This is a genomic window from Deefgea piscis (assembly GCF_013284055.1).
In the GTDB taxonomy this organism is placed as follows: domain Bacteria; phylum Pseudomonadota; class Gammaproteobacteria; order Burkholderiales; family Chitinibacteraceae; genus Deefgea; species Deefgea piscis.
Window position 1 is genome coordinate 1,359,458 of the sequence record NZ_CP054143.1, and the last position, 22,858, is coordinate 1,382,315.

Below are 22,858 nucleotides of genomic sequence, written 5' to 3' on the forward strand. Positions count from 1 at the left end.
GATTATCGGCGACTTAGCGCGCTTTGTGCTCAATATGCTGCGCTGAAATGACCAAAATTCGTCATCGCATCAACAAAATCTGCGCTAGAGCAAGCCCAAGCGCGATAACGGTTGACGGTAATGGCCCGCTCAAGTTGTTGCATCCGCTCGCTGCGTCTTGGCATAAAGCAGCGGCAAGCGCACAGACGCTATGGTTTTGCTGCGCCGCCTGCTAGACTTGCCGCCATTGTATTGCGTGATGATTAAAGGATTTGTGATGAGTTTGCGTGTTTTAACGGGCATTACCACGACGGGTACACCGCATTTGGGCAATTATGTGGGCGCGATTCGCCCGGCGATTGTCGCCAGTCAACAGCCCGATAGCGACTGCTTCTTTTTTATGGCGGATTATCATGCGCTGATTAAATGCGACGACCCTGCGCGCATTGAGCGCTCGCGCCTTGAAATCGCCGCCACTTGGTTGGCTGCGGGGCTCGACCCAGAACGCGTCACGTTCTATCGCCAATCGGACGTACCGGAAGTAACCGAACTCAACTGGTTGCTCACTTGCGTTACCGCCAAAGGCCAAATGAACCGCGCCCACGCTTACAAAGGCGCAACCGACGCCAACGAAGCTGCCGGTGAAGATCCCGATGCGGGTATCACCATGGGCTTATTTTGCTACCCCATTTTGATGGCCGCCGATATTTTGCTGTTTAACCCGCATAAAGTCCCCGTTGGCCGCGATCAAATTCAACACATTGAAATGACCCGCGACGTTGCCGCGCGTTTTAATCACTTATTCGGCCAAGGCAAAGAATTTTTCGTCTTGCCTGAAGCGCATATCGAAGAACAAGTCGCCACGCTACCGGGCCTTGATGGCCGCAAAATGAGTAAATCGTACGACAACACCATTCCGCTGTTTGAAGGCGGCGCCAAAGCCCTCAAAGACGCCGTGGCCAAGATTGTTACCAACAGCCTATTGCCGGGCGAAGCGAAAGACCCAGAATGCCATTTGGTCACCATTTACGAAGCGTTCGCGACGCCTGAGCAAGCCGCCGCCTTCCGCGCGCAACTCGTTGCGGGTCTGGGCTGGGGCGATGCGAAAAAGCAATTGGTAGAACTCATCGACGCGCACATCGGCCCAATGCGCGACAAATACCAAGCCTTGATGGCGCACCCTGAGCAAATCGAAGAATTGCTGCAAATTGGCGCAATGAAAGCCCGCGCCGTTGCCGCGCCGCTACTCAAGCAAGTGCGCGAAGCGGTTGGCCTGCGCCGCATGAACGCGCTACCCGCTGTCAAAGAAAAAGCCGTCAAAATCGCCTTGCCAACGTTCAAGCAATTCCGCCTTGAAGACGGCCAGTTCTACTTCAACTTCAGCGACGCTGCCGGTCGTTTGTTATTGACCAGTTCAGGGTTTGCTTCGGGTAAAGACGCGGGGCAGTGGGTTGGGCGTTTGAAGAAAGAAGGCATCACCGCGTTGCCTGACGCACCAGTGGCATTGGCCGACGGCGTGAGTGCCGATGATGTCGCTGCGGCGCTGGTGGCGTTGACGGTGGAATAAAATGTGTCAATAAGCGAAGCGCATTGCACCTTTTCGTGCGAATTGGTGGAATGCCTTTCGATTATTCCAGTATACTATTTTTGAGTGTGCCCTATGGGCTTATATAATTTATAACAAATAAAGTGGCACATTAAATTGCAATTTAATTATGTAAAAAGCCTCATTTCTGAGGCAATCACGGTGCTTTGCACCGCCCCAGGCGATGTTAGAAGTCGTCTTTTGTTAGCTAGTAATGAGCTAATTAGTTTACGTGACAACCATTTTCCACCTAATCTTCTTATTCATTGGATTGAAATAAAAGAAATGCTGACTAAGTATGGCCCCGTAATTGATGAAGATCAGTCCGTACAAGTCGGAGCAATAAAGAATACTCTTCAAAGAATAAAAAATCGTACAGGAACAGTTATTGCAAAAAAACTATTCGATTTGCACAACGATCTACAAAATTACAGAGATTAATCGAATTAATTCTCTTGCTAAAAAATATTTAAATGGTGCACCAAACCTTAGAGACGTAATTTTTCATGAAAACAATGTTCTTCAAAATTGTAGCAGTAATTATCTTGTACGTTATTATTCATGATTTTGTTAATCTCAGTGGTGCCGGTGGTTGGCAGCGCGAAATAGAACCGCTGATTGTTAGTCTCATTATTGTTTTTTTATCACTCCCATTGTTGCGATTAATGCTTCGAAGGTTAGTTAAGATTCAAAATTTCTTTAAATCTGAATATGACAAAGCTAAGAACGAAAAATAAAAATAGCACCGTAGGTTCGGCTAAGCTTGCGCAGCTCAACGCTTACCGCGATCAAACAACCGCCCGATTAACCCCGGCGGTTTTTTTTATGCGGCTGCGCCGTATGATTTTTGGTGCGCGTTCCGCCGCGCGGGCAGGTTAGGGGATTTGCTTCTGCAAACCCCCTAACAACCCAAAGCAGCCCCGAGCGCGCATCGGTCCCCGATGCCCTCGATTGTCGCGAGCCAAACGATAAAACCGTTCGTCTCACTCCGCACTCGGTGCGCTTGGACGGGATCTCAAGCCCCAGACCCACGATCAAGATGATATTAAGATGTATTGCCAGCAAAGCATTGTTGTTGAAAGGCTAGGCTTAAATACATCACTGATGTAACTGCGTACGTCGCAATGCTTTTGTAGGGCGTCAATGAGCGCAGCGAATTGCGCCGTATGCATGCCGCATGCATGCCGTATCAAACAACCGCCCGATATTCTGGCGGCTTTGTTTTTTATGCGGCTGCGCCGCGTGATTTTTGGAGCGCGTTCCGCCGCGCGGGCGGGAAGGGACTTTGCCCCACACCCCACAAAGTTTGCAACTTTGCGGGGCCCCCGTCATCTGCAAAGCCCCCTTCAACCCCAAAGCAGCCCCCAGTATCTGCGCCGACTTCGTCGGTGCCCTCGCTGCGGACAATCGAGGCGGTTGCGCGGCTAAATTTTTATGGCTGGTAATGGGTGTCTGGCCATGTTTCATTAATTTCATTGGCTTGGTGCAGGCTCGTAAATCGCTCCCAAACAATACCGTTCACATCGGTGTCCATTGTGAATTCTGTGGCGCTGGGGTCTTCCCAGCCTAAGTGCCTCAGTGAGCCTGGGCTGCGTGTGAGGTCTTGGCGGATTGAGATATTGAGGGTTTCGGTTCTCCAGAGCGCGTATTCACCAGGAATGACTAAGCAAGGTGGCGCATTGAACCGCTGGGAGTAATCTTGGATCGTTTCTTCGATTTTTTCCGTTGAGATGGCAATGTGAAGTTTCTGCATGTTGTCCCTTTATACGGTTCGTCTTGAGTTAATTCCAAAGTATCTATTTGGCATTTTATCACCGTGTGGCGTCGTGGTTTAGGCTCAGTAATGAAGGCGGCTTAGCTTGAGCAAGCCGCGCGGAATTACATTTTGATCGGCAACGATCTTGGCGACTTACGTCTTTAGCTAACCCGTCCTACGCTGGGATACAAACCACGCCTGATATTCCGGCGGTGTTTTGGTATCTGGATTGGCGGTTTTTTACTACGCGGCTTGTTATCGCATCATGGGGCTGGTGCTGATGGGGTGGTGCGGTGCTGGAATTGATGTATTTCATCGTGGCGATTGATTGATCATGCTTAGGGGGCTATACCCCTTTATGGCGGGTGGTGGCGTGGTGGCTGCTGTGGGATGGTCGGGCTTGGTTTGGCGTGAAGGAGTTTTGGGTGGCGACGACACTTAAATCACAATTTGGTTTGGATATTGCGAAGCAGATTGCTCAGCATATTTCGGCGGTGTGGGGCGAGTTTGATGCTCGGGCTTTTTGTGCAGAGGTGGCACAAGGCTATGAGGAGTTAGCGTTGATGCCACGGGCGCGGCGGGTGGCTGAGGTGTTGGCGCACTATTTGCCTGCGGCGTATCCAGAGGCGTTGGCGATTGTTTTGGCGTCGATTCAGGTAGCTAAACCCGAGGCCAAGGCGCAGGAGATGACGGGTTTTTTTTATTTGCCACATACCTGTTTTGTTGCACAACATGGTTTAGCGCATTTTGCCGAGTCGATGCAGGCACAATATATTTTGACGCAGTATTTCAGCGCCGAATTTAGTATTCGCCCATTTATTGTGCGTTATCCCGAGCCGGCGCTGGCGCTGCTGGCTAGGTGGGCGAGTGATGAGAATGAACATGTACGCCGCTTGGTGTCAGAAGGCACTCGGCCTCGCTTGCCGTGGGGGAGTCGATTGGCGGCGTTTCAGCGCGATCCTCGCCCGGTATTGGCTTTGTTAGAGCGACTCAAAGACGATCCGGCGTTGTATGTGCGCCGTTCAGTTGCGAATAATCTTAACGACATTGGCAAAGATAATCCGCAGGCTTTATACGCGACGGCAAGTGCATGGCTGCGCGGGGCCAGTGCCGAGCGGGCGTGGATTGTGCAGCATGCTTTGCGCTCGGCGATTAAGCGTGGTGAAGCTGGGGCATTGGCGGTGCTGGGGGTGTCACCGGCGGCGCAGTTGCAGCTGGTGACGGCGAGTATCGGGCCGGCGCAGGCTCAGTTGGGTGAGGTATTGCGCGTGGCGCTGCAGTTGGAAAATCGCGATAACACCCGGCAAAAATTCGTCATTGATTGCCAAATTCATTATGTGAAAGCCAACGGCCAAACCCGCGCCAAAGTGTTTAAGCTCAAAACCCTCCACTTGGCTGCCGGTGAGCGCGTGGCGCTGAGTAAAAGCATTTCGCTGGCGAATATGAGTACGCGGCAACATTATGCGGGCCGACATCAAGTCGATGTGTTGGTGAATGGGGTGGCGCAGCCGGTGGGGGTGTTTGAATTGCGCTGCTAATGCGGACAAAGGAAACACCGATGCAATTTTCATTTTTAAATCAATCCAAGGCGATACACACCGATTTAAAGCAGGCTTGGCTGAATATCAAAAATAATGAGATTTCAGTCTTGGATGTGGCCGCGTCGGTGTGTTCGGTAGCGTTGGCGATTTTTATCGCGCATCAACTGCATTTTGAATATTCGATGTGGGCGGCGTTTAGCGCCTATGTGGTGATGCGGCCGTTTTTTAATCAGACCTTAACGCGGGGTGTCTTAAGAATCGTTGGCACTTTGCTCGGTGGTGCGGCTGGGGTGGCTTTGGCGCTGTTTTTTCCGCGTGAACTCAATTTATTCAGCGTGTGTGCGATCTTTTTTATCGTCAGTAGCGTAACGGCGTATTACGCCAACGTCGTTTCTGATCAATACAATTATGCGGTGCTGTTTTTTGGTTTAACGTTCAGTTTAATTGTCGGCTACGCCTTTGCTTATCCGCAGCAAGATATTGTGCATATCGGTTGGATGCGGGCGGCCGATGTGATGGTTGGGTCTTTATCGACGATTTTTGTGTCGGCCGTTTTGCAATTAATCGTCAAAAAACCAGCCACTTCGCCGCCAGCCAAAGCCCGCACGTCGCCACCGGCTCAACAAGATCAGCAATATTTGCCCTTTGCGCTCTTGGCGGGTTTGTCGACTGGATTAACGCCACTCTTGGTGATTTGGGGTGGGCAAATGATTTTTATTCAAGCGACAGTGACTATTTTAGCGGTATCCAATCAACCACGGGTGGCGTCGATTAATTTGCCGGCGGCGTCGATGAAAAAACTGATGTACCGCGCCATCGGCTGTTTTTCGGGCGCTTTGCTTGGCATGGCCTTTAATTTTATCTGCGTGTTTTTCTCGTCCTACGCGCTCTTGATGCTGCTGACTTTGCTGGGTACGGCGGTGGGCAAAATTTTGCAAGATAGCAACGCCGAGTCGTCGTATATGGGCGCGCAATTTGCCGTGGGTTTATTGATGGTGAGTGTGCACGATTCGGTGGCTTTGCTCAATGATCGCTTCGGTGTGCATCGATTTCTGGGGGTGATGGTGGGCTTGGCCCTTTTGGCCGGCATGCTGGCGCTATTTGCGCCTCGGCAAAAACCAAACTAACTGGGTATATCTATGTGGCTATTAATTAATAATATCTAGATAGACATACCCTGCAAAAACTATTTTAGCTTGGCGTCGTTTGCAAATTGGGCGAGCAGATTTTGTACTGCAGGCATAAAGGCTTGTGCCGTTTGATTGGCAAACTTCGCAACCTAAATCAATGCCCTTTGCCTAGACTTTGCGCTTGGAGGTGTGATGAATAAAAGCCGAACTCGGGATGATTATTCGCGGCGTTTGATGCGGGTGGTGCAGTTGTTGTGGCAAGAGCCGGCGCGCAATTATTCGCTGGAGCAAATTGCGGATGTGGCGCATTTTTCGCCGTTTCATTTTCACCGGATTTACCGTGAAATGATGGGCGAAACGGTGACCGCAACGCAGCAGCGCTTGCGCCTGCATTTTGCTTCGCGTGATTTGGCGCAGGCTAGCGATTGGTCTTTGCTGCGCATTGCCCAGCGCGCGGGGTATCAAAGTAGTGCGGCGTTTGTGCGCTCGTTTGCGGCTGCGTATGGCGTGACGCCGGGTGCTTATCGTCGCCAACGCTGGCAAGACCTCCAGTTTAAAATTAATCAGGAGATGGACATGTATACCGTTGAATTTCGTACTTTGGCCGCACCGATTCATTTAGCTACGCGCCGCCATCGGGGGGCGTATTTGCAAATTGGCGAGGCGTTTAGCTTGTTGCAATTGGCGCTGCAGGCGCAAGTTGCGCCCGATGCGCGCTGGTTTGGCCTGTATTTTGATGATCCAAAAACCGTTGCCGAAGGCCAATTGCGCTCGGATGCGGCGGTTGAAATCAAAGGCACAGCAAGTTTACCGGCCGATATTGGGCAAGCACAGATTCCTGCTGCTCGCTACGCAGTGATCGAGCATATTGGCCCGTATAGCGAGCTAGAGCGCGCGTATCACTGGCTCTTTGGCGTATGGTTGCCGCAAAGTGGCGAGCAGGCGGCCAGCGTGCCGACGATTGAGCAATATCTGAACGACCCAAGTAATACGCCCCCTAAAGATTTGCGTACTGAGATTTGGCTGGCGTTGGTGGATTAATTGGTTGGGTGTTACGGGATCGCCGATCTGGATCTCCGTTTTTATCAATAGGTATTGCCGCCTAAGTCTTTGCTAATGAGGCTGAGCAAGCAATACCTAGCTGCAATAAAAAACGCAGCCTTTGGGCTGCGTTTTGCTTGGGTGTTAATGACTTAAGCGGCTTTGGCGAACACCTGCATTTCGGCCTGTAGCGCGCCGTAGACTTGGCGCAATTTGCCGTTCAGCTCGGTGATTTGTTCGGTGAGCTGGCGGTTCATTTCTTCCAATTCTTGGATGCGATCTTCCAGTGTAGTGGTGGCGTTGTGAATGCGTTTAATGCTTTCAAGGCGGCGGCGCAGTTGCAATTGATGTTCGCGCACTTGCGTTTCCATCGGTGCCATCACTGCTTTGAGCCAGTTTTCAACGTCGCGGTTGGCGACTTCAAATACGTAGACCACGCGGCTGGCGACGGTTTCAAAGAATTTGCGCGTTAAACGCCCTTGGCTGGTGGTGAGTAATTTGCCAATGGTATTGAAATGCTCGCGGAATGATTTTTCCAAACGAGCGAGTTCTTTGTGGTATTTCAGTGTTGAAAACGGCGGTGGTGTCACTTGGCCCAGACCGTGTTCTTCGCTAAATTTCTTATACATTGCCGCCATCATCGCTTGGATTTCGGCGACTTGTTCGGCCGATTTGGCAATCGAGCTGTTCACGTCAATAAAGAAATTATCCATTGTGGAGCGTAAACCGCCTTCGCCAAACGAGAACAAGCTACGGTCCATTTGGTCGCGGATGCGTTCGATTTCGGCTTTGAGCGCCTCTTTACCCAGTAGCGAAAACAGCTTATTGGTTTGCTGGCTAAAGACCGAGCGTAGCGCTTGAAAGCGTACTAAACCTTGTTCAAAGTGTTTTTTGTCTTCGCTGACTTTGACCATCATTTGCGCAATGACGTCTTGGTTTTTACCGCGTAAGCCGGTTAATTCGGCGAGTTGTTCTTGAACGCCGTCTTGGCGCGCTTGCAAAATAGAGCGAATGGCCGAGACCAGGTCTTCGACTTCGGTTTGGGTAGCATCGCGAACGATGTCTTGCTTGCCGGGCAGTAGATCGTCCGATAGCGCGCGCTCAAGCACGCTTAAGCAAGATTTTTGTAGCAGTACATCGTCGTTTTGTACTTTGGCCAGCAAGGCTTTTTGTGCCGAAACTGGGTAAACCTGACTGCTTGGCATCGCTAATAATTCAGCGGTGGTTTTAACTTGTTTGGCAATTTCGGCGTCGATTTCGGCGCTGGTGCGTAAATCATCCCACAGGCCGTCGATTTTATTGAGCACGACTAAGCGGCCACGTTTGCCGCTTTGATTGCGAACGATGTGATTGCGCCAAACTTCGATATCAGATTTAGTCACGCCGGTGTCGGCGGCCAAAATAAATAAAATCGCGTGTGCGTTCGGTAGCAAGTTGAGCGTGAGCTCGGGCTCAGTACCGATGGCGTTTAAGCCCGGCGTATCCAAAATCACCAAGCCTTGTTCTAGCAAGGGATGCGGGAAGTTAATCATCGCATGGCGCCAGCATGGGATTTCGACTTCGCCATGCACGTCCAGCGCCACCACTTGATCAGGATCGCTTTCGTCGTACAGACCAAAACGTTTGGCGGTTTCCACACTAACGCGCTGGGTGCGGCCGATTTCTTTAAAAGCTTCTTGCATCGAATCGGCGTCGTCAATATCGAGGGCAATGCTATGCCATTCCTCGGGGTAGCGACGATATTCAACCGTGGTGACGTTATTGCCGCGGGTTTCGATCGGCAGCAGTTGCAAGCTCGGTACGCGGCCAGCGTCAAATAACAGTTCAGTCGGGCACATGGTGGTGCGCCCAGCAGATGAGGGCAGAATCCGCTTGCCATAGTGGGCAAAAAAGATGGCGTTAATGAGCTCGGATTTACCACGCGAGAATTCAGCAACAAAGGCAATATTGAGTTTGTCTTCTTTTAAGCGGTCGAGCAGGCCTTGAATTCGCAGTGTGGTTTGTGAATCGTTGAGGTCTTGCTCGTTTAACCAGCGCGATAATTGCGCAATCGATTGGCTTAAATGACCACGCCAAGCACTATAGGCTTGAAAGTCAGCGACTAAATGGTCGTTGGCAGCTACAGGCTGTAGATCGTTGGTACTCATACTGTCCCCTTGCGTGAAAACGCGTGCTCAGCGGGTTGATCCCGCTTTAATATATTAGAATTGCTGGGTCTGACTTACCAGAGATTTATTAAAGCTGGCAGTTGTTGCAATAAAACGTAGCGCGTTGGCCTTGGCGCAGGGTGTTGATCAAATTCCCGCAAACTCGACACGGCTCGCCAGTTCGACCATACACATAGCTATTGAGCATGAAATAGCCATGATTACCCTCACTATCGACATAATCCTTTAAAGTGCTGCCGCCTGCAGCAATCGCTGCATGCAGTGTTTCTTTTATGGCAGCGACTAAGCGTAATCGTTCCTCAGCGCTTAAACTTTGTCCGGGGCGAGTAGGGTGGATTTTGGCGCGAAACAGCGATTCGGAAGCATAGATATTGCCAACACCAACGACGACATGATTGTCCATGATCAGTTGTTTGATGGCGGTGCGACGTTGGCCGATTTTTTGCTGTAAAGCCAGAGCATCAAAGGCGTCAGACAACGGCTCTGGGCCGAGTGATTTGAGTAATGAATGCTCATCTATTGGGGTATCGCACCACAGCCAAGAGCCAAAGCGACGTGGATCGTGATACCTTAGTCTTTTACCGTTATCCAAAATCAGATCAATATGATCGTGTTTTTCTGCTGGATACGCTTCGGTGAGTATGCGTAAGCTACCTGACATGCCTAAATGAATAATCAGCGTGCCATGCTTAAATCCCAGTAGCAAATATTTGGCACGGCGGCCTATGCTGTTAATAGTCTGGCCACCAATCAGGCTGGCTAAATCCGCCGGAACAGGCCAGCGCAAGCGGCCATTGCGAACGATGAGCTCGCTGACTTTGGCATTGAGTAAATGATCATGAATGCCACGGCGAGTGGTTTCTACTTCGGGTAATTCTGGCATGGTGTGGGCTCGATTAAAGCGAATCTATGCGGTATAGCGGTGTGCTGTACTTGCGAGTTTGGACTTTCGCCCCCAGTTTACCTAATATCGCGTCTTAAACTTTCAAATCTTGGAACTGACTATGTCCTTGCGCTCTAATTCATTGATTGCGGTTTTCTTTGCCGGATTGTCAGGATGCGCGGCGCTGACGCCTTCAAATCAGTTGGCAGATGCCAGTCGCACTGCCGCAACGGCTGAGTCGGCTTCCGAGGTGGAAAAATTAGACGGCTTTGATCCGAGTATTTTGCCAAAAATTGAGCTGAGCGACGAATTAATGATGCGCTTTTTAGTTGGCGATATCGCCGCTCAGCGCGGTAATTCGGCGTTGGCAGCACAAGCTTGGCTGGATTTGGCGCAGCGTACGCAAGACCCGCGTACAGCGCAGCGCGCAACGCAATTGGCTTTGTCCGCCGGGCAATTGGTGGTGGCGCAAGAGGCCGCACTATTGTGGGTGGCTGGCGCGCCCAATTCGATTCAGGCACGACAAATTTTGGTGAGCTTATTGATTCGTAGTAAACGAATCGATCAAGTTGAGCCGCATTTACGCGTGCTGCTCAATGCCAAATCGTCGGAAATGGCGCCGTTTTTTATGCAAATGCATCAATTGTGGGATAAAAACAGCGATCGCGCTGCCGTGGTGACGGTGACCGAGCAACTCAGCGATGGCTTTTTAACTATGCCTGAGGCGCGTTTTGCTCGTGCGGTGGCGTATAGCAATGCGGCGGATGATGCTCGGGCTTTGGCCGAGCTGGATGTGGCATTGAGTTTACGCGCATCGTGGGAACCTGCGATTTTGTATAAGGCGCAATTGCTATCCGGTAAGAAAGACCCAGCGCTGACTAAATTATTGCAAGACGCAGCTAAAGCCAATCCGATGTCGACGGCGATTACGCTGGCGCAGGCGCGCAATATGGCCGAAGAACAAAATTATCCAGCCGCGCAGCAGCAATATGAGGCGGTGTTGAATCGTGATCCGCAACAAATTGAGGCTTTGATTGGTGCGGGTTTGATTGCGCTGGAGCTGCATGATTTAGCGCGAGCGCAGCGTTACCTTGAGCAAGCGGTGGCGTTGAATTCCAAAATTGCGCCGCAATTGGCGATGTATTTGGGGCAAATTGCCGAGCAGCAACGCCGAGATCGTGATGCGGTGCAGTGGTATTTGCAAGTAAATGACACGCAAACCGAGCGCGCGCAGGCGCGTTTGCCACGGTTGTATGCGCGAATGGGTGAACAAAAATCAGCTGATGCGGCGTTGGCGGCGTTGCCTGTTGAGTCGCTGAATCAACAAATTGATAAAGCGCAAATCGAAGCGCAAGTTTGGCGTGAACGCAAAAATCTAACGCAAGCGGTTGCGGTGATGACCGCGGCGATTAAACGCAATCCTAGTTCGGCAGAGCTCTATTATGATCGTTCTTTATATTTGGATTTAGTGGGGGATATTCCTGCCGCTGAGGCCGACTTACGCCAGTATTTACAGCTCAGCCCTGGGCATGTGCATGGCCTAAATGCCCTTGGGTATATTCTTGCCAACCGTACCGATCGTTATTCAGAAGCCAATACCTACCTTGAGCAAGCCATGGCTAAAGAGCCCAATAATCCGGTGGTGCTCGATAGCATGGGTTGGTTGCGCTTTAAGCAAGGCCGTTTGAACGAGGCGGCAGAATTATTAAAACGCGCTTTTGCGCAGTTGCCTGATCCGGAAATTGCCGCGCATTATACCGAAGTGTTATGGCAAAAAGGCGATAAAAAACAAGCCATCAGCGTGCTTAATGCGGCGATTTTGCTGGAGCCAGATGATGAAAACTTGCGCGCATTACGTCAAAAGATGGGCTTATAAGTGCTGGCGGTTGTGTGTAAACGCTTGATGTTGGCGGTGCATTTTCGCTCGCTTGGTAGCTTATTTTTGCTGGCGTTGTTGTCCGCCTGTGTACAAGCGCCATTAAAACCGCCTAGCGAGGGCTTTGCTGCGCAGGGTCGCGTTAATATTCGCAGTCAAAATCAAGCCAATACTGCAGCGTTTCATTGGGTCGCCAGCCCGCAGCAAGATGTGTTGTCACTGTCGTCGCCACTGGGCAATATCTTGGCCCAATTAACGATTCAGTACCAAGGCGGTGAAATTGTTAACGCACAACTGCAGCATGGTGAAACAATTGATATTGCCGATCAGCCAGAGGCGCTGTTGGCGCAAGTCACAGGATTGGTGTTACCCGTTGCTGGAATGCGCTGGTGGTTGCGTGGCCAACCCGATCCTAAACAGCCTTTTACGCGTGGTAGCAATGATTTTGAGCAGTCGGGCTGGATGATTCGCGCCAGTGATTATCGCGATGGAAAATTACCGTATCGTGTTGAGCTAAGTCGTGAAGATTTGCGTGTTTTAGTCTTAATTAATGAATGGAGTCATGCTACCCCATGAGTTTTACCCCTATGGTTGATGAGCAGGGCTTTGCGGCCTATCCTGCTCCGGCTAAATTAAATTTATTTTTACATATCGTTGGTCGTCGTCAGGATGGCTATCATTTATTGCAGTCGGTGTTTCAACTGATTGATATGCACGATACGATTTATCTGCGCCTGCGTCGTGATGGACAAATCGTTCACCACAATCCTTTGCCAGGCGTGCCCGCTGAATTAGATTTAACGGTCCGTGCCGCGCGGTTATTGCAGCCCAAAGGATCTGACTGGGGAGTTGATATTCGGGTGGATAAGCGTCTGCCTATGGGCGGTGGCGTCGGCGGCGGGAGCTCTGATGCGGCAACGGTATTATTGGCTTTAAATCAGTTATGGCAATTGCAGCATTCGCGTGTTGATTTGATGGCGCTAGGTTTGAGCTTGGGGGCAGATGTACCCTTTTTTATTTTTGGGCAAAATGCGTTTGTCGAGGGGATTGGCGAGATCATGACGCCTATTGAAACCCCGCCGCGTTATTTTGTGGTTTTGCATCCTCAGGTACATGTTTCTACCCCCGAAATTTTTAAAGACCCTCTCTTGACAAGAAACAGCCCCTCTATTAAAGTTGGCGACCTTGAAGGCGCAGTCACACGTAATGATTTGCAAGCGTGCGCAGTGCGAAAATATCCCGAGATTGCTGAACAGCTCAATCTATTACAGCAGTTTGGTGATGCCAGAATGACCGGATCGGGTAGCTGTATATTTGTAGAAATGCCTTCACAAGCTGCTGCAAATACTGTATTATGCGGCCTTCTTGAAAGTATCAACGGATTTGCAGTGCAGACGTTAAATCGTCATCCGTTATACGAGTACGCTAAGTAGTCAATTAGCAAAAAATCGCTAGGGGAGTCGCCAAGTTGGTTAAGGCACTGGATTTTGATTCCAGCATGCGAAGGTTCGAATCCTTCTTCCCCTGCCACCTATAAAAAGAAAGCGTGTAATTATATCAATTACACGCTTTTCGTTTTTTCAGGATTTGGAAATGGCTTACGACAGCCTCATGGTATTTACCGGCAACGCTAACCCTCGCCTTGCTGAACGTGTAGTAAATCATCTAGACATCTCATTGGGGCGCGCCACCGTTGGCCGTTTTTCTGATGGCGAAGTCACTGTTGAGCTACTAGAAAACGTTCGCGGTCGTGATGTGTTTGTTTTGCAATCAACTTGCGTACCGACTAACGATAACATCATGGAAATGATGTTGATGGTGGATGCGCTAAAACGTGCTTCAGCAGGTCGGATTACGGCAGCGATTCCGTACTTTGGTTATGCTCGCCAAGATCGTCGTCCACGCTCTGCGCGGGTACCGATTTCGGCTAAAGTGATTGCCAATATGTTGCAAGTCGCTGGTGTTGATCGCGTATTGACTGTCGATGTCCATGCCGACCAAATTCAAGGCTTTTTTGATATCCCTGTGGATAATATTTATTCCACTCCGGTATTGTTGGCCGATATCCGCGCTAAAAATTACGAAAACCTGATGATTGTATCGCCCGACGTTGGCGGTGTATTGCGCGCTCGTGCAATGGCCAAACAACTTGGTGTTGATATGGCGATTATCGATAAGCGTCGCCCGAAAGCCAATGTGGCTGAAGTGATGCACATCATCGGTGATGTGAAAGGCCGTGATTGCGTGATTATCGACGACATGATCGATACCGCCAATACGCTGTGTAAAGCCGCTGAAGCATTGAAAAAATTCGGCGCAAATCGTGTCATGGCATATGCCACGCATGCGGTGTTCTCTGGTGCTGCAGTCGATCGCATCATGCAATCTGAATTGGATGAAGTGGTTGTTACTGACACGATTCCAGTGAGCGAATTGGGCCAAGCAAGTGGCCGTGTTCGTGTGGTTTCGATTGCTGGTTTGCTGGCCGAAACAATGCGCCGTATCAATAACGAAGAATCGGTTTCTAGTTTATTCGTTGATTGATGCACAACCGGGTTTACCTTGGTAAACCCGCAAGAATTCAGAGGGGTTTTCCCTCGAATCATCAGCTTCTCTGGTCGCGGGGGGCTGATGTTTTTATCTGTACTGGAGTATGACAATGACTTTTGAATTAAAAGCTACAAGCCGCGCAAAGCAGGGCACTGGTGCGAGCCGCCGCCTGCGTAAAGCCGGTCAATTGCCAGGTATCGTTTACGGTGGTTCTGCTGAAGCCGTTGCGATCAACTTGGATCACAACAGCATGTACTACACGCTGCAAGACGAAAAATTCCACACTGCATTGATCCAATTGTCGATCGATGACGGTGCTGCGGAACAAGTTTTGGTTCGTGCTGTTCAATACCATCCGTTCAAACAACAAGTTCAACATATCGACTTCCAACGCGTTAGCGCTGAGTCTGTTGTTGAATTGCGCGTTCCATTGCACTTCGTTGATGGCGATTCTTGCCTCGGCGTTAAGATGCAAGGCGGCGCGATCAGCAATGTATTGAAAGAAGTTATGGTTCGTTGCGTTGCTTCGAAACTGCCAGAATTCATTACTGTTGACCAATCTAAATTGGCGGTTGGTAACTTGTCAGTTCACTTGTCTGACATCGCATTGCCAGAAGGCGTTCAATTAGTATCGTTACTTCGCGGTGCTGATTTGGCCGTTTCTATGTTGAACGGCGCTAAAGGTTAATTTAACCTTCGCAGTTCATCAAACCCGCTGATTCAGCGGGTTTTTTTATGTCTACTCAAGATTGATATGTGCGATGTAGTGAGTCTGGTGGTGATTGTGTACTCGAGACTGAGGAAAATAAGATGGCGATTAAGTTAATCGTAGGTTTGGGTAATCCAGGTGGTGAATACGCCGCAACGCGGCATAATGCCGGCTTTTGGCTGCTGGATCATTTGGCACGTGATGGACAGATTTTTTTACGCCATGACAGTAAATTTCATGGCTTATGCGGCAAAGTTAAAATTGCTAACCACGATGTTTGGTTATTGCAGCCGCAAACTTTTATGAATCGCAGCGGTTTGGCGGTAGTGGCATTGGCGCAGTTTTATAAAATCATGCCTGATGAAATTCTAGTCGTCCACGATGAACTCGACATCGCGCCTGGCGTAGTGAAGCTTAAAAAAGGCGGTGGTAATGGCGGGCATAATGGCTTAAAAGACATTCAGTCGCATTTATCGACTGCTGATTTTTGGCGTTTGCGCTTAGGGATCGGTCACCCGGGTAATAAAAATGAAGTGGCCAATTTTGTGCTCAAGCCACCACGGCGTGAAGAGCAAGACTTGATCGATGATGCCATCAATAAATCTTTGCTGGTGATCCCTAAGATTGTGATTGGCGAAACCGGCGCTGCAATGAGCATTTTGCATACTGACGATTCAAAAAAACGTGAACATAAACCTGATCCGAAAAAAGACTAGGTATTTGATTTTGAATCATGTAAGTAGTGCCTCTTAGCTATATACCCATGGATGATTTGTATGACAGCAAGCGTGATCCCCGTTAATTTAATTACTGGCTTTTTAGGGGTTGGTAAAACCACGGCATTGATGAATTTGTTGGCACAAAAGCCGGCTGATGAATATTGGGCGATTGTCGTCAATGAGTTTGGTGAGGTGGGGATTGATGGCGCGACATTGTCGAGCGCTGGTGATGGCTTGCAAGTCGCAGAAGTGCCTGGGGGCTGTATTTGCTGTACTACCAGCCCGATGCTGCGGGTGACTTTGGGTAAGCTGGCGCGGGGTATCCGTCCAGATCGCTTATTGATTGAGCCCTCTGGCTTGGGACATCCAGCGGGTATTATTGATTTACTGCGTGATCCAATGCTAGCCAGCGCCTTTGAAGTACGAGCAGTGGTCAGCTTGCTAGATCCACGGCAAATGGAAGATTCGCGCTATTACTCGCATGAAACTTGGCGTGATCAGCTGCAATTGGCCGATGTCTTGGTCATTAATAAGTGCGATGTGGCCGATGAAGAGCAAATTTTACGGGCCGAAGCGATGGGGGCGGCTTTTTTTCCACCTAAATTGGCCATTACCCGGGCAATTAATGGGCAATTTGCTTTAAGTTTGCTCGATTTAGAGCTGCATCCTGAGCGTTGGCCTGCACTTAACCACAGTGCTAATGTGCAATTGGGCGCGTATTCTCCGAGCCGACAAGTGCATTCTTCACTCGCTAGCAAATCGAGCGATGTCGCTGCCGAAGTGAGCAGCTGGCCTATTTGTAAAATGCAGTCGAGTTTAGGTTCGCATAGCTGTGGCTGGATTTTTCCACCTGAAGTGGTGTTTAGTAGTAGCCAGGTCGCCGATTTATTGACGGTTTTGTCGCAAAATAGCGATTTAAACCTGCAGGGACTGACTCGCGCTAAAGGGATTTTTCATACTGAGCGTGATTGGTATCGCTTTGACTGGGTCGACAGCATGACCAGCGCTGCGCCAGCAGCCTATCGGCGAGACAGTCGTTTTGAGGTGATTGTGCAAAGTGATCAAGCTCCCGACTGGCAACCGTTGCAGCGGGCTTTACTGGCGACGCTGATTAGCTCGCCATCACCGCTTTAACTTGATACAAATAGGCGTCGGCCATATCGCTGTGGCCGGCCTCTTTGAGCGCTTTTTGCCAGCGGTCAATACAGAACTGCAGCTCGTCATAGCTGGTCATGGCATCAAATACATCACTCAACATAAATTCGAGCTTATTCGATAAATAAGCTTGGTCGGTCATATGAATGATACGGCGGATTTTTTGGCGAGAATTGGCGCTAGGTAACACGCGCTGAGTTTGTGCTGGTGCTGGTGCTGCCGCTGCCGCTGCAATCGGTTTGACTGCGATGGGTGGCGGCAGTGGTGCTGCGCTACTGGCATGGCCGGTCTGCTCAACAATCAATTGTAAATCCATTAATTGCTGTAATTGTTTATTTAACTCATTGATATCGGGCTGTAGTGCGAGTAATTCTGCTACGCATTTTTGGCCGTCAATCATAATTAATAGTTGTCGCAAGCGAATTGGAAAACCCGCGCTGCGAGTTTTGACTTCGCCTAAGCCAGCGTCTGTTTTGCTGAAAATCGAATGGTGATTCATTACTACCCCTGCATGCCTTTTCGCTAGCTTACATATAATTAGTTCCTAATGGTATCGGGGATACGCCTTGTTGATTGTAAAGATATATTGCAGGTTGCCGCAGTTGGTATCGTTGTAAGTGCTTGATTTTGGTGGCTGACGGCTTGAATTGGCTCAATTACACGGCATTGAGCGGCATTTTTTTTACGTGATTTTTTATCATTTGTAACGAAATCCAAATCGGTTTTGCTTGAATTTGCGCGGAATAAGTGTTGTAAAATGACAACTTTCAATTGGCTAAGTATCTTGCTGTAAGATACCTTCGTTGGCTTGTAAAGATTTTGCGGTAGAGGTGCTGGTTTTTGCCGGATGGGCTGTTGAGAGTGTAATCATCCCTGCCATTTGTAGTTTTTCTAACCGGAGTAGTAAATCGGCCAATGGCATGAGCTGGGTGAGTGCCGCAACGCTAATCTTGCCATCAATTAAAATCAGCAGTTGCCGCTCTTTAAAATTGAGCTGCTGGCTGCGCGTGCTGATTTCGCTAATCCCAGCGGCGGTTTTTTCGTAATAAGTGCTTTCCATGATGACCTCGCAGATGTTTCTTCATTCAAGACCTTGTCATGGTTGCAGTGCAATAAAAAAAGCCGCTCAAAGGATGAGCGGCTTTTTGATGATCTAAATTTAGAGCCCACCGTAGGAGTGCAGCCCAGCCAAAAACATATTCACGCCGATAAAGGCAAAGGTCGTGACAAACAGACCAATAATTGCCCACCACGCCAAAATATCACCACGCCAGCCTTTGATTAATCGAACGTGTAACCATGCGGCATAATTAAGCCAAACGATCAGCGCCCAAGTTTCCTTCGGGTCCCAGCTCCAATAGCCACCCCAAGCATCAGCGGCCCACATTGCGCCAAGTACGGTTGCAATGGTAAAAAACAAAAATCCAATGGCAATCGCCTTGTACATCACTTCGCCGAGCGTGTCGTAACTTGGCAGCTTGTTAGTGAGGATGCCGCGAGCCGACAGCAATTGCGCGATACCTAGCATTGAAGCAATCGCAAAACTGCCATAGCCGACAAAGTTGGCAGGGACGTGGATTTTCATCCACCACGATTGCAGCGCAGGAATCAGCGGTTGAATTTCATGCGCTTGACGATCTAATGAGTACCAAATAATAAAACCAACTGCCGCAGAAATGATCAAGAGCACAAACGCGCCCATGGTTTTGGCGGCAAATTGTGCTTCGTAATACAGATACATCAAAGCCGTCATCAAACAAAATAGGATGAAAACTTCATATAAATTGGAGACTGGAATATGCCCGACATCGGCACCGATTAAATAGCTTTCATACCAGCGAACCAGTTTTGAAATCATGGCTGCGCCAGCAGCAGCCCATGTTAAACCCGAGGCAATACTGAGTGCGGTGGCCGATTGGCGTAATAAACCAACCCAATACAGGATGGTGGCCAGGAAAAACAGCACGCACATCCACATCACCGCCGATTGACTCGAGAGGAGATACTTCAGCCAAAACTCGGTTTGCCCACGGCTTAAGTCGCCGGCATAGAGCTCAATAGCACCGAGCGCAATGATGCCGCAAACGGGAAAGAACACCCGCATCGCCGGCCAAAACCAGCCAAACCAGCAAAGACCGGCGACGGAACCAATTAAAATGCCCTGCTCATAATAGTCGAGAAAACTGTGGTATTTCTGCCACGAAACTAAGGCTGTGACCACGATAAACAGCGTAAACAGCACATCAGCAGTATTAAAACGTCGATTTTTCAAACTTAGCGAATTCATACAAAGGCTCTCAAAGTGGGGCTTGTTGCTGGTTTGGTGCAAGGTGCTCGATATGGGCGGCAAACTCACGATCTAAATCGTCGGTTTTGCGATTGCTACTCATGGCGATCAAAGTTGAATGCGGACTAATTCTGATCCATAGACGATTTTCTCGAATATAAAACATGCAGAAAATACCGATGATTAACAACAAAGAGCCTAAATAGACTACGTTTTTACCGGGCGAGCGGGTGAGTTGAAAACCACTCGATTTCACCTCGTTAAAGCCAGTTAGCTGCAAAACAGCCGGTGAGCCGTAATCAAACAAACTGCTGGTGGCCACCAAACTATCCATCAAGAATCGATATTGCGTGTTATCGGTCGGCGTCACTGGCTGGCCAGCTTGCATTTGGGCTAGCTCCATCGCATCGATGGCGGCACTTTGCAGTACTTTAAGGTAGGTTTGCGCGACCACTTGCCGCTCAGCTTGCGGTACTTTCTGCTCTAAAAAGCGCTCAATCGCTGGGAAGCCACCTTGGCTAAATTGAAATAACACGCCCTCAGTAATCTCAGCAAACTGCGCCTCACCATCGGCAGAAACACCGCCAGCTTTTAAGGCTTTAGCCGCTGTTCTTTTTGCAATTTCGGCATGCAAATTAGCATTTAAAATCGTTGATCTAAAACGCATAAATGCATCAAGCTGCATATCTTGATCTAGTGGTATGCGTGTGAATGCAAATGGTGATGCAACTTCGCGGCGCATACCGGTAATGAAATAGCTGCTGTCATTTTCTACAAATGGCTGCATATAGTTCTGATATTCAACCGCTTGCCCACGATCGTCGCGGACTTTAAATTGAATTGTTGGCCCTAAATTACGCACGTTTCGATCGCCATGCACCGATTGCGCCGTCGCTAACGCCGTTTGTAGTGGCGAAACGGCAACGGCAGATGTACTGGCCGTCATCGCGGTTTTATCTAGAGTTTCAATATTAAAGGGACGTAGATCGCCAATTTCCAGTCGGTATTTGGCTTGACCAGCAGCGATCGCGAGTTCGGTTTGCGATTTTGCCGCCAATTTCGATTTGGTATTGCTTAATAAATCCCATTGCACAAACTCAAGACCGGAACCGCCATCGCCAAAACTAGCTTGATAAATGGCAACGCCATCTACAATCAAAGGATGATTGACTTTAATTGTGCCACTTTGGATGACCTTTCCTTGCATATCCAGCACATCAATATCACTGGCAAATAGCTTAGGCATACCAGTTGAATAATGCTCAATATGAAATTTATTCAGTTTTAAAATAAATGGTAGTTCTTGAACAAAATAGCCATTGCCGGAGTTGAGAAAAACTACGCTGGCAGAGCTACCCTCACTTAAATTGACATTGCCACGAAACGATAAATTATTTGATGCAAGGCGAGACATTGCCGGAATTTGGCTTTGTGGCACATTGCGTGTTTCTGCCGTTTTAATATCCAGCATTTCCATGACTTTTAATGGCAAATTACCGTCCATTAATCCGCCAATACAAATAACCACAATTGCCGCATGGGTAAATAAATAACCCAAGCGCTGCCAACTGCCTTTTTTCGCCGCAATTAATGTGGCATCACCATCGGCTCGCAAGCGATAGCGATAGCCATATTCAGTGAGGTGCTGAGTAACTGCTGGTTGTTCGAGTGGCTGATTGATTTCATGATGATGCGACATTAAGCGCAAAGAATTGGCGCTAGCCTTGACGCGATAGCTGCGTATTTCACGAATGACGCCAGGAAAATGCCGCCAAATACACAAACAGGTCGAGCAAACCAAAAATGCCAAAATCAGCAAAAACCAGATCGAATGATAAACATCGAATAAGCCTAGTGGTTCAAAAATGCTAAACCAAAATTCACCAAACTCAACACGATAATTAACATAAGGCTCATTTTGCTTGAGCACGGTACCAATAATTGAGGCAATCGCAAGTAGCGTTAATAAACTAATTGCAAAACGCATCGATGATAATAAATCAAAGAGGGCGCGACGGAAGGAATGTGTATTTGAGGTCATCATAAAATCAAAAAAGGGGCGAATCGCCCCCTTTAGTACGCGCAAATCGAAATGAGTTCCGATTAACGCTTAGTGAATCGATTGTATATATTCAGCAACAGCTTTGATTTCAGCATCGGAGAGTTTGCCCGCGATTTCCATCATTGGCACATTATTACTACGCTGACCATCACGGAAGGCTTTAAGTTGGGCTGCTGTATATGCAGCATGCTGGCTGCTTACAAGTGGGTACTGTACTGGAATCCCCGCACCTGAAGGTCCGTGGCAAGCCATACAGGCAGGAACATTCTTCGCTGCAATGCCACCGCGATAAATTTTTTGCCCGGCATCCACTAAGGCTTTGTCTGACGCGCCAATTGCTTTCGGCGTTTGCTTGCTATAGTAAGCAGCAACATTGGCCATATCAGCTTCAGTTAACGGGGTCGCCATGCCTAGCATAATGGCATTTTTACGCTTTTGACTTTTAAATTCTTGCAACTGTTTAATGATATATTCTGGGTGTTGTCCAGCTAAGCTTGGATTTGCGCTAGCTACGCTATTTCCATCTACGCCGTGACAGGCCGCGCAGACTTGGTCAACGATGACTTTGCCTTTGCTTGGATCGCCCTTAACAATCGCCGACATAGCGGCGGGTGATAACATCAAAAGTGCTGCAATGCTCACTGCAACAGACATGCTGCGCATAAATCCGCTCCCGTGTTGGAGTACGTCAGTCTAAGGTGCCGACGATAATCGTTCAAATACTGGTATTCTATAGCAAGACTCCGATACAAACCACAATGGCACCCACAGATGTCCCTATTTCAAGGCTTGCAGTTCCTAACTACTGTAAATGATTTAAAAACTTTACCTCATGAAGGGGTAGAAGTTGCTTTCGCTGGTCGTTCAAATGCGGGTAAATCTAGCGCAATTAATACGCTCGCGAATATTACTCGTCTAGCTTATGTGTCGAAAACGCCCGGGCGTACTCAGCATATTAATTATTTTGATTTTGGTAACGAACGACGTTTAGTCGATTTGCCAGGATATGGTTATGCTGAAGTTCCTGAGCGGATTCGTAAACATTGGCAAGGTTTATTGGCGCAATATTTATCACACCGTGATAATTTAATTGGCTTAGTGCTAATTATGGATAGCCGTCGACCACTTACTGATTTAGATCGCAATATGCTCAGTTGGTTTCGCCCTACAGGAAAACCGATCCATTGCATTCTGACCAAATCAGATAAATTAAATAACCAAGAAAAAGCATTAGTGTTGCGTAAAGTGAAAGCTGAATTTGCTGATGACGCAATGATTACTGTACAGCTATTTTCTAGCCTGAAAAAACAAGGTGTGGATGAGGTTGAGCAGGTGGTTGGTAGTTGGTTTACTGCTGCATTAGAGCTAAGAAACGAGCTTGATCCGACCAGTGGTGAAGCAAATTCTTGATATTTGC

The 22,858-nt window shown here is 48.8% G+C and carries 22 protein-coding genes and 1 tRNA gene; 14 read left to right on the forward strand and 9 right to left on the reverse strand.

Going from position 1 to position 22,858, the window contains the following annotated elements:
- Positions 1–29: 29 nt before the first annotated feature.
- The gene (locus tag HQN60_RS16310; protein ID WP_256435147.1) at positions 30–164 is read right to left on the reverse strand and encodes a hypothetical protein; all 135 of its coding nucleotides are present in this window, start codon (positions 162–164) and stop codon (positions 30–32) included.
- 89 nt (positions 165–253) lie between these two features.
- On the opposite strand from HQN60_RS16310, the gene HQN60_RS06615 reads away from it, so the two are divergent.
- Positions 254–1,546, forward strand: coding sequence for a tryptophan--tRNA ligase (locus HQN60_RS06615; RefSeq protein ID WP_217390347.1), 1,293 nt, complete (start codon positions 254–256; stop codon positions 1,544–1,546).
- A gap of 135 nt (positions 1,547–1,681) precedes the next feature.
- Positions 1,682–2,005, forward strand: coding sequence for a hypothetical protein (locus HQN60_RS06620; protein WP_173532900.1), 324 nt, complete (start codon positions 1,682–1,684; stop codon positions 2,003–2,005).
- A 991-nt stretch (positions 2,006–2,996) separates the two neighbouring features.
- Here HQN60_RS06620 and HQN60_RS06625 read toward each other — a convergent pair.
- Positions 2,997–3,317 (reverse strand): VOC family protein, encoded by a 321-nt coding sequence (locus HQN60_RS06625; RefSeq protein ID WP_173532901.1) that lies wholly within the window; start codon positions 3,315–3,317, stop codon positions 2,997–2,999.
- Between the two features lie 371 nt (positions 3,318–3,688).
- On the opposite strand from HQN60_RS06625, the gene HQN60_RS06630 reads away from it, so the two are divergent.
- The 3 genes from HQN60_RS06630 to HQN60_RS06640 all read left to right on the forward strand — a co-directional run bounded on the left by HQN60_RS06630 (position 3,689) and on the right by HQN60_RS06640 (position 7,032).
- A complete protein-coding gene (locus HQN60_RS06630; RefSeq protein WP_217390279.1) occupies positions 3,689–4,858 on the forward strand; it encodes a DNA alkylation repair protein in 1,170 nt (389 codons plus the stop codon).
- A 20-nt stretch (positions 4,859–4,878) separates the two neighbouring features.
- Positions 4,879–5,988, forward strand: a complete 1,110-nt coding sequence (locus tag HQN60_RS06635; protein WP_173532902.1) for an FUSC family protein — start codon at positions 4,879–4,881, stop codon at positions 5,986–5,988.
- Between the two features lie 195 nt (positions 5,989–6,183).
- A complete protein-coding gene (locus HQN60_RS06640; RefSeq protein WP_173532903.1) occupies positions 6,184–7,032 on the forward strand; it encodes an AraC family transcriptional regulator in 849 nt (282 codons plus the stop codon).
- 152 nt (positions 7,033–7,184) lie between these two features.
- Here HQN60_RS06640 and HQN60_RS06645 read toward each other — a convergent pair whose 3' ends face one another.
- On the reverse strand, positions 7,185–8,936 hold the full coding sequence (locus HQN60_RS06645) for a dynamin family protein (protein WP_373281559.1): 1,752 nt from the start codon (positions 8,934–8,936) through the stop codon (positions 7,185–7,187).
- Between the two features lie 331 nt (positions 8,937–9,267).
- Positions 9,268–10,083, reverse strand: coding sequence for a bifunctional DNA-formamidopyrimidine glycosylase/DNA-(apurinic or apyrimidinic site) lyase (mutM, locus tag HQN60_RS06650; RefSeq protein WP_173532905.1), 816 nt, complete (start codon positions 10,081–10,083; stop codon positions 9,268–9,270).
- A gap of 121 nt (positions 10,084–10,204) precedes the next feature.
- Between mutM and HQN60_RS06655 the strand changes: the two genes are divergently transcribed.
- The 8 genes from HQN60_RS06655 (at position 10,205) to HQN60_RS06690 (ending at position 17,071) form a co-directional block, all read left to right on the forward strand.
- Positions 10,205–11,959 (forward strand): tetratricopeptide repeat protein, encoded by a 1,755-nt coding sequence (locus tag HQN60_RS06655; RefSeq protein WP_173532906.1) that lies wholly within the window; start codon positions 10,205–10,207, stop codon positions 11,957–11,959.
- The gene (gene lolB / locus HQN60_RS06660) at positions 11,960–12,535 is read left to right on the forward strand and encodes a lipoprotein insertase outer membrane protein LolB (RefSeq protein ID WP_173532907.1); all 576 of its coding nucleotides are present in this window, start codon (positions 11,960–11,962) and stop codon (positions 12,533–12,535) included. It begins immediately after the preceding gene.
- Entirely contained in the window at positions 12,532–13,392 is an 861-nt protein-coding gene (gene ispE, locus HQN60_RS06665) for a 4-(cytidine 5'-diphospho)-2-C-methyl-D-erythritol kinase (protein ID WP_254456690.1), read from the forward strand. The genes lolB and ispE overlap by 4 nt, the downstream gene beginning before the upstream one ends.
- A gap of 20 nt (positions 13,393–13,412) precedes the next feature.
- A tRNA-Gln gene (locus tag HQN60_RS06670) sits at positions 13,413–13,489 on the forward strand.
- A gap of 63 nt (positions 13,490–13,552) precedes the next feature.
- The gene (locus HQN60_RS06675) at positions 13,553–14,503 is read left to right on the forward strand and encodes a ribose-phosphate pyrophosphokinase (protein ID WP_173532908.1); all 951 of its coding nucleotides are present in this window, start codon (positions 13,553–13,555) and stop codon (positions 14,501–14,503) included.
- 115 nt (positions 14,504–14,618) lie between these two features.
- Positions 14,619–15,197 (forward strand): 50S ribosomal protein L25/general stress protein Ctc, encoded by a 579-nt coding sequence (locus HQN60_RS06680; protein ID WP_173532909.1) that lies wholly within the window; start codon positions 14,619–14,621, stop codon positions 15,195–15,197.
- A gap of 122 nt (positions 15,198–15,319) precedes the next feature.
- Positions 15,320–15,934, forward strand: coding sequence for an aminoacyl-tRNA hydrolase (gene pth / locus HQN60_RS06685; protein ID WP_173532910.1), 615 nt, complete (start codon positions 15,320–15,322; stop codon positions 15,932–15,934).
- Positions 15,935–15,994: 60 nt separating this feature from the next.
- Positions 15,995–17,071, forward strand: coding sequence for a CobW family GTP-binding protein (locus tag HQN60_RS06690; RefSeq protein ID WP_173532911.1), 1,077 nt, complete (start codon positions 15,995–15,997; stop codon positions 17,069–17,071).
- On the opposite strand, the gene HQN60_RS06695 is transcribed toward HQN60_RS06690, so the two are convergent.
- From HQN60_RS06695 to HQN60_RS06715, 5 genes are all read right to left on the reverse strand, one after another.
- Positions 17,049–17,591: a hypothetical protein gene (locus HQN60_RS06695; protein WP_173532912.1), complete on the reverse strand. Its 543-nt coding sequence runs from the start codon at positions 17,589–17,591 to the stop codon at positions 17,049–17,051. The two genes, HQN60_RS06690 and HQN60_RS06695, sit on opposite strands and share 23 nt — an antisense overlap.
- 276 nt (positions 17,592–17,867) lie before the next feature.
- On the reverse strand, positions 17,868–18,152 hold the full coding sequence (locus tag HQN60_RS06700) for a hypothetical protein (protein ID WP_173532913.1): 285 nt from the start codon (positions 18,150–18,152) through the stop codon (positions 17,868–17,870).
- A gap of 99 nt (positions 18,153–18,251) precedes the next feature.
- Positions 18,252–19,379, reverse strand: a complete 1,128-nt coding sequence (gene ccsB / locus HQN60_RS06705) for a c-type cytochrome biogenesis protein CcsB (protein WP_173532914.1) — start codon at positions 19,377–19,379, stop codon at positions 18,252–18,254.
- 10 nt (positions 19,380–19,389) lie between these two features.
- A complete protein-coding gene (locus HQN60_RS06710) occupies positions 19,390–21,423 on the reverse strand; it encodes a cytochrome c biogenesis protein ResB (protein ID WP_173532915.1) in 2,034 nt (677 codons plus the stop codon).
- Positions 21,424–21,489: 66 nt separating this feature from the next.
- The gene (locus HQN60_RS06715) at positions 21,490–22,104 is read right to left on the reverse strand and encodes a c-type cytochrome (RefSeq protein WP_173532916.1); all 615 of its coding nucleotides are present in this window, start codon (positions 22,102–22,104) and stop codon (positions 21,490–21,492) included.
- A gap of 108 nt (positions 22,105–22,212) precedes the next feature.
- Here HQN60_RS06715 and yihA point away from each other — a divergent pair, with 108 nt between their 5' ends.
- Positions 22,213–22,851 (forward strand): ribosome biogenesis GTP-binding protein YihA/YsxC, encoded by a 639-nt coding sequence (yihA, locus tag HQN60_RS06720; protein WP_173532917.1) that lies wholly within the window; start codon positions 22,213–22,215, stop codon positions 22,849–22,851.
- Positions 22,852–22,858: the final 7 nt, after the last annotated feature.

Coding starts and splice junctions, on each gene's coding strand:
- HQN60_RS06695 (WP_173532912.1), bottom strand. CDS start 17,591: ATGAATCACCATTCGATTTTCAGCAAAACAGACGCTGGCTTAGGCGAA.
- ccsB (WP_173532914.1), bottom strand. CDS start 19,379: ATGAATTCGCTAAGTTTGAAAAATCGACGTTTTAATACTGCTGATGTG.
- HQN60_RS06680 (WP_173532909.1), top strand. CDS start 14,619: ATGACTTTTGAATTAAAAGCTACAAGCCGCGCAAAGCAGGGCACTGGT.
- HQN60_RS16310 (WP_256435147.1), bottom strand. CDS start 164: ATGCCAAGACGCAGCGAGCGGATGCAACAACTTGAGCGGGCCATTACC.
- HQN60_RS06715 (WP_173532916.1), bottom strand. CDS start 22,104: ATGCGCAGCATGTCTGTTGCAGTGAGCATTGCAGCACTTTTGATGTTA.
- ispE (WP_254456690.1), top strand. CDS start 12,532: ATGAGTTTTACCCCTATGGTTGATGAGCAGGGCTTTGCGGCCTATCCT.
- HQN60_RS06655 (WP_173532906.1), top strand. CDS start 10,205: ATGTCCTTGCGCTCTAATTCATTGATTGCGGTTTTCTTTGCCGGATTG.
- HQN60_RS06710 (WP_173532915.1), bottom strand. CDS start 21,423: ATGATGACCTCAAATACACATTCCTTCCGTCGCGCCCTCTTTGATTTA.
- mutM (WP_173532905.1), bottom strand. CDS start 10,083: ATGCCAGAATTACCCGAAGTAGAAACCACTCGCCGTGGCATTCATGAT.
- HQN60_RS06675 (WP_173532908.1), top strand. CDS start 13,553: ATGGCTTACGACAGCCTCATGGTATTTACCGGCAACGCTAACCCTCGC.
- HQN60_RS06700 (WP_173532913.1), bottom strand. CDS start 18,152: ATGGAAAGCACTTATTACGAAAAAACCGCCGCTGGGATTAGCGAAATC.
- HQN60_RS06625 (WP_173532901.1), bottom strand. CDS start 3,317: ATGCAGAAACTTCACATTGCCATCTCAACGGAAAAAATCGAAGAAACG.
- yihA (WP_173532917.1), top strand. CDS start 22,213: ATGTCCCTATTTCAAGGCTTGCAGTTCCTAACTACTGTAAATGATTTA.
- HQN60_RS06635 (WP_173532902.1), top strand. CDS start 4,879: ATGCAATTTTCATTTTTAAATCAATCCAAGGCGATACACACCGATTTA.
- HQN60_RS06690 (WP_173532911.1), top strand. CDS start 15,995: ATGACAGCAAGCGTGATCCCCGTTAATTTAATTACTGGCTTTTTAGGG.
- HQN60_RS06640 (WP_173532903.1), top strand. CDS start 6,184: ATGAATAAAAGCCGAACTCGGGATGATTATTCGCGGCGTTTGATGCGG.
- pth (WP_173532910.1), top strand. CDS start 15,320: ATGGCGATTAAGTTAATCGTAGGTTTGGGTAATCCAGGTGGTGAATAC.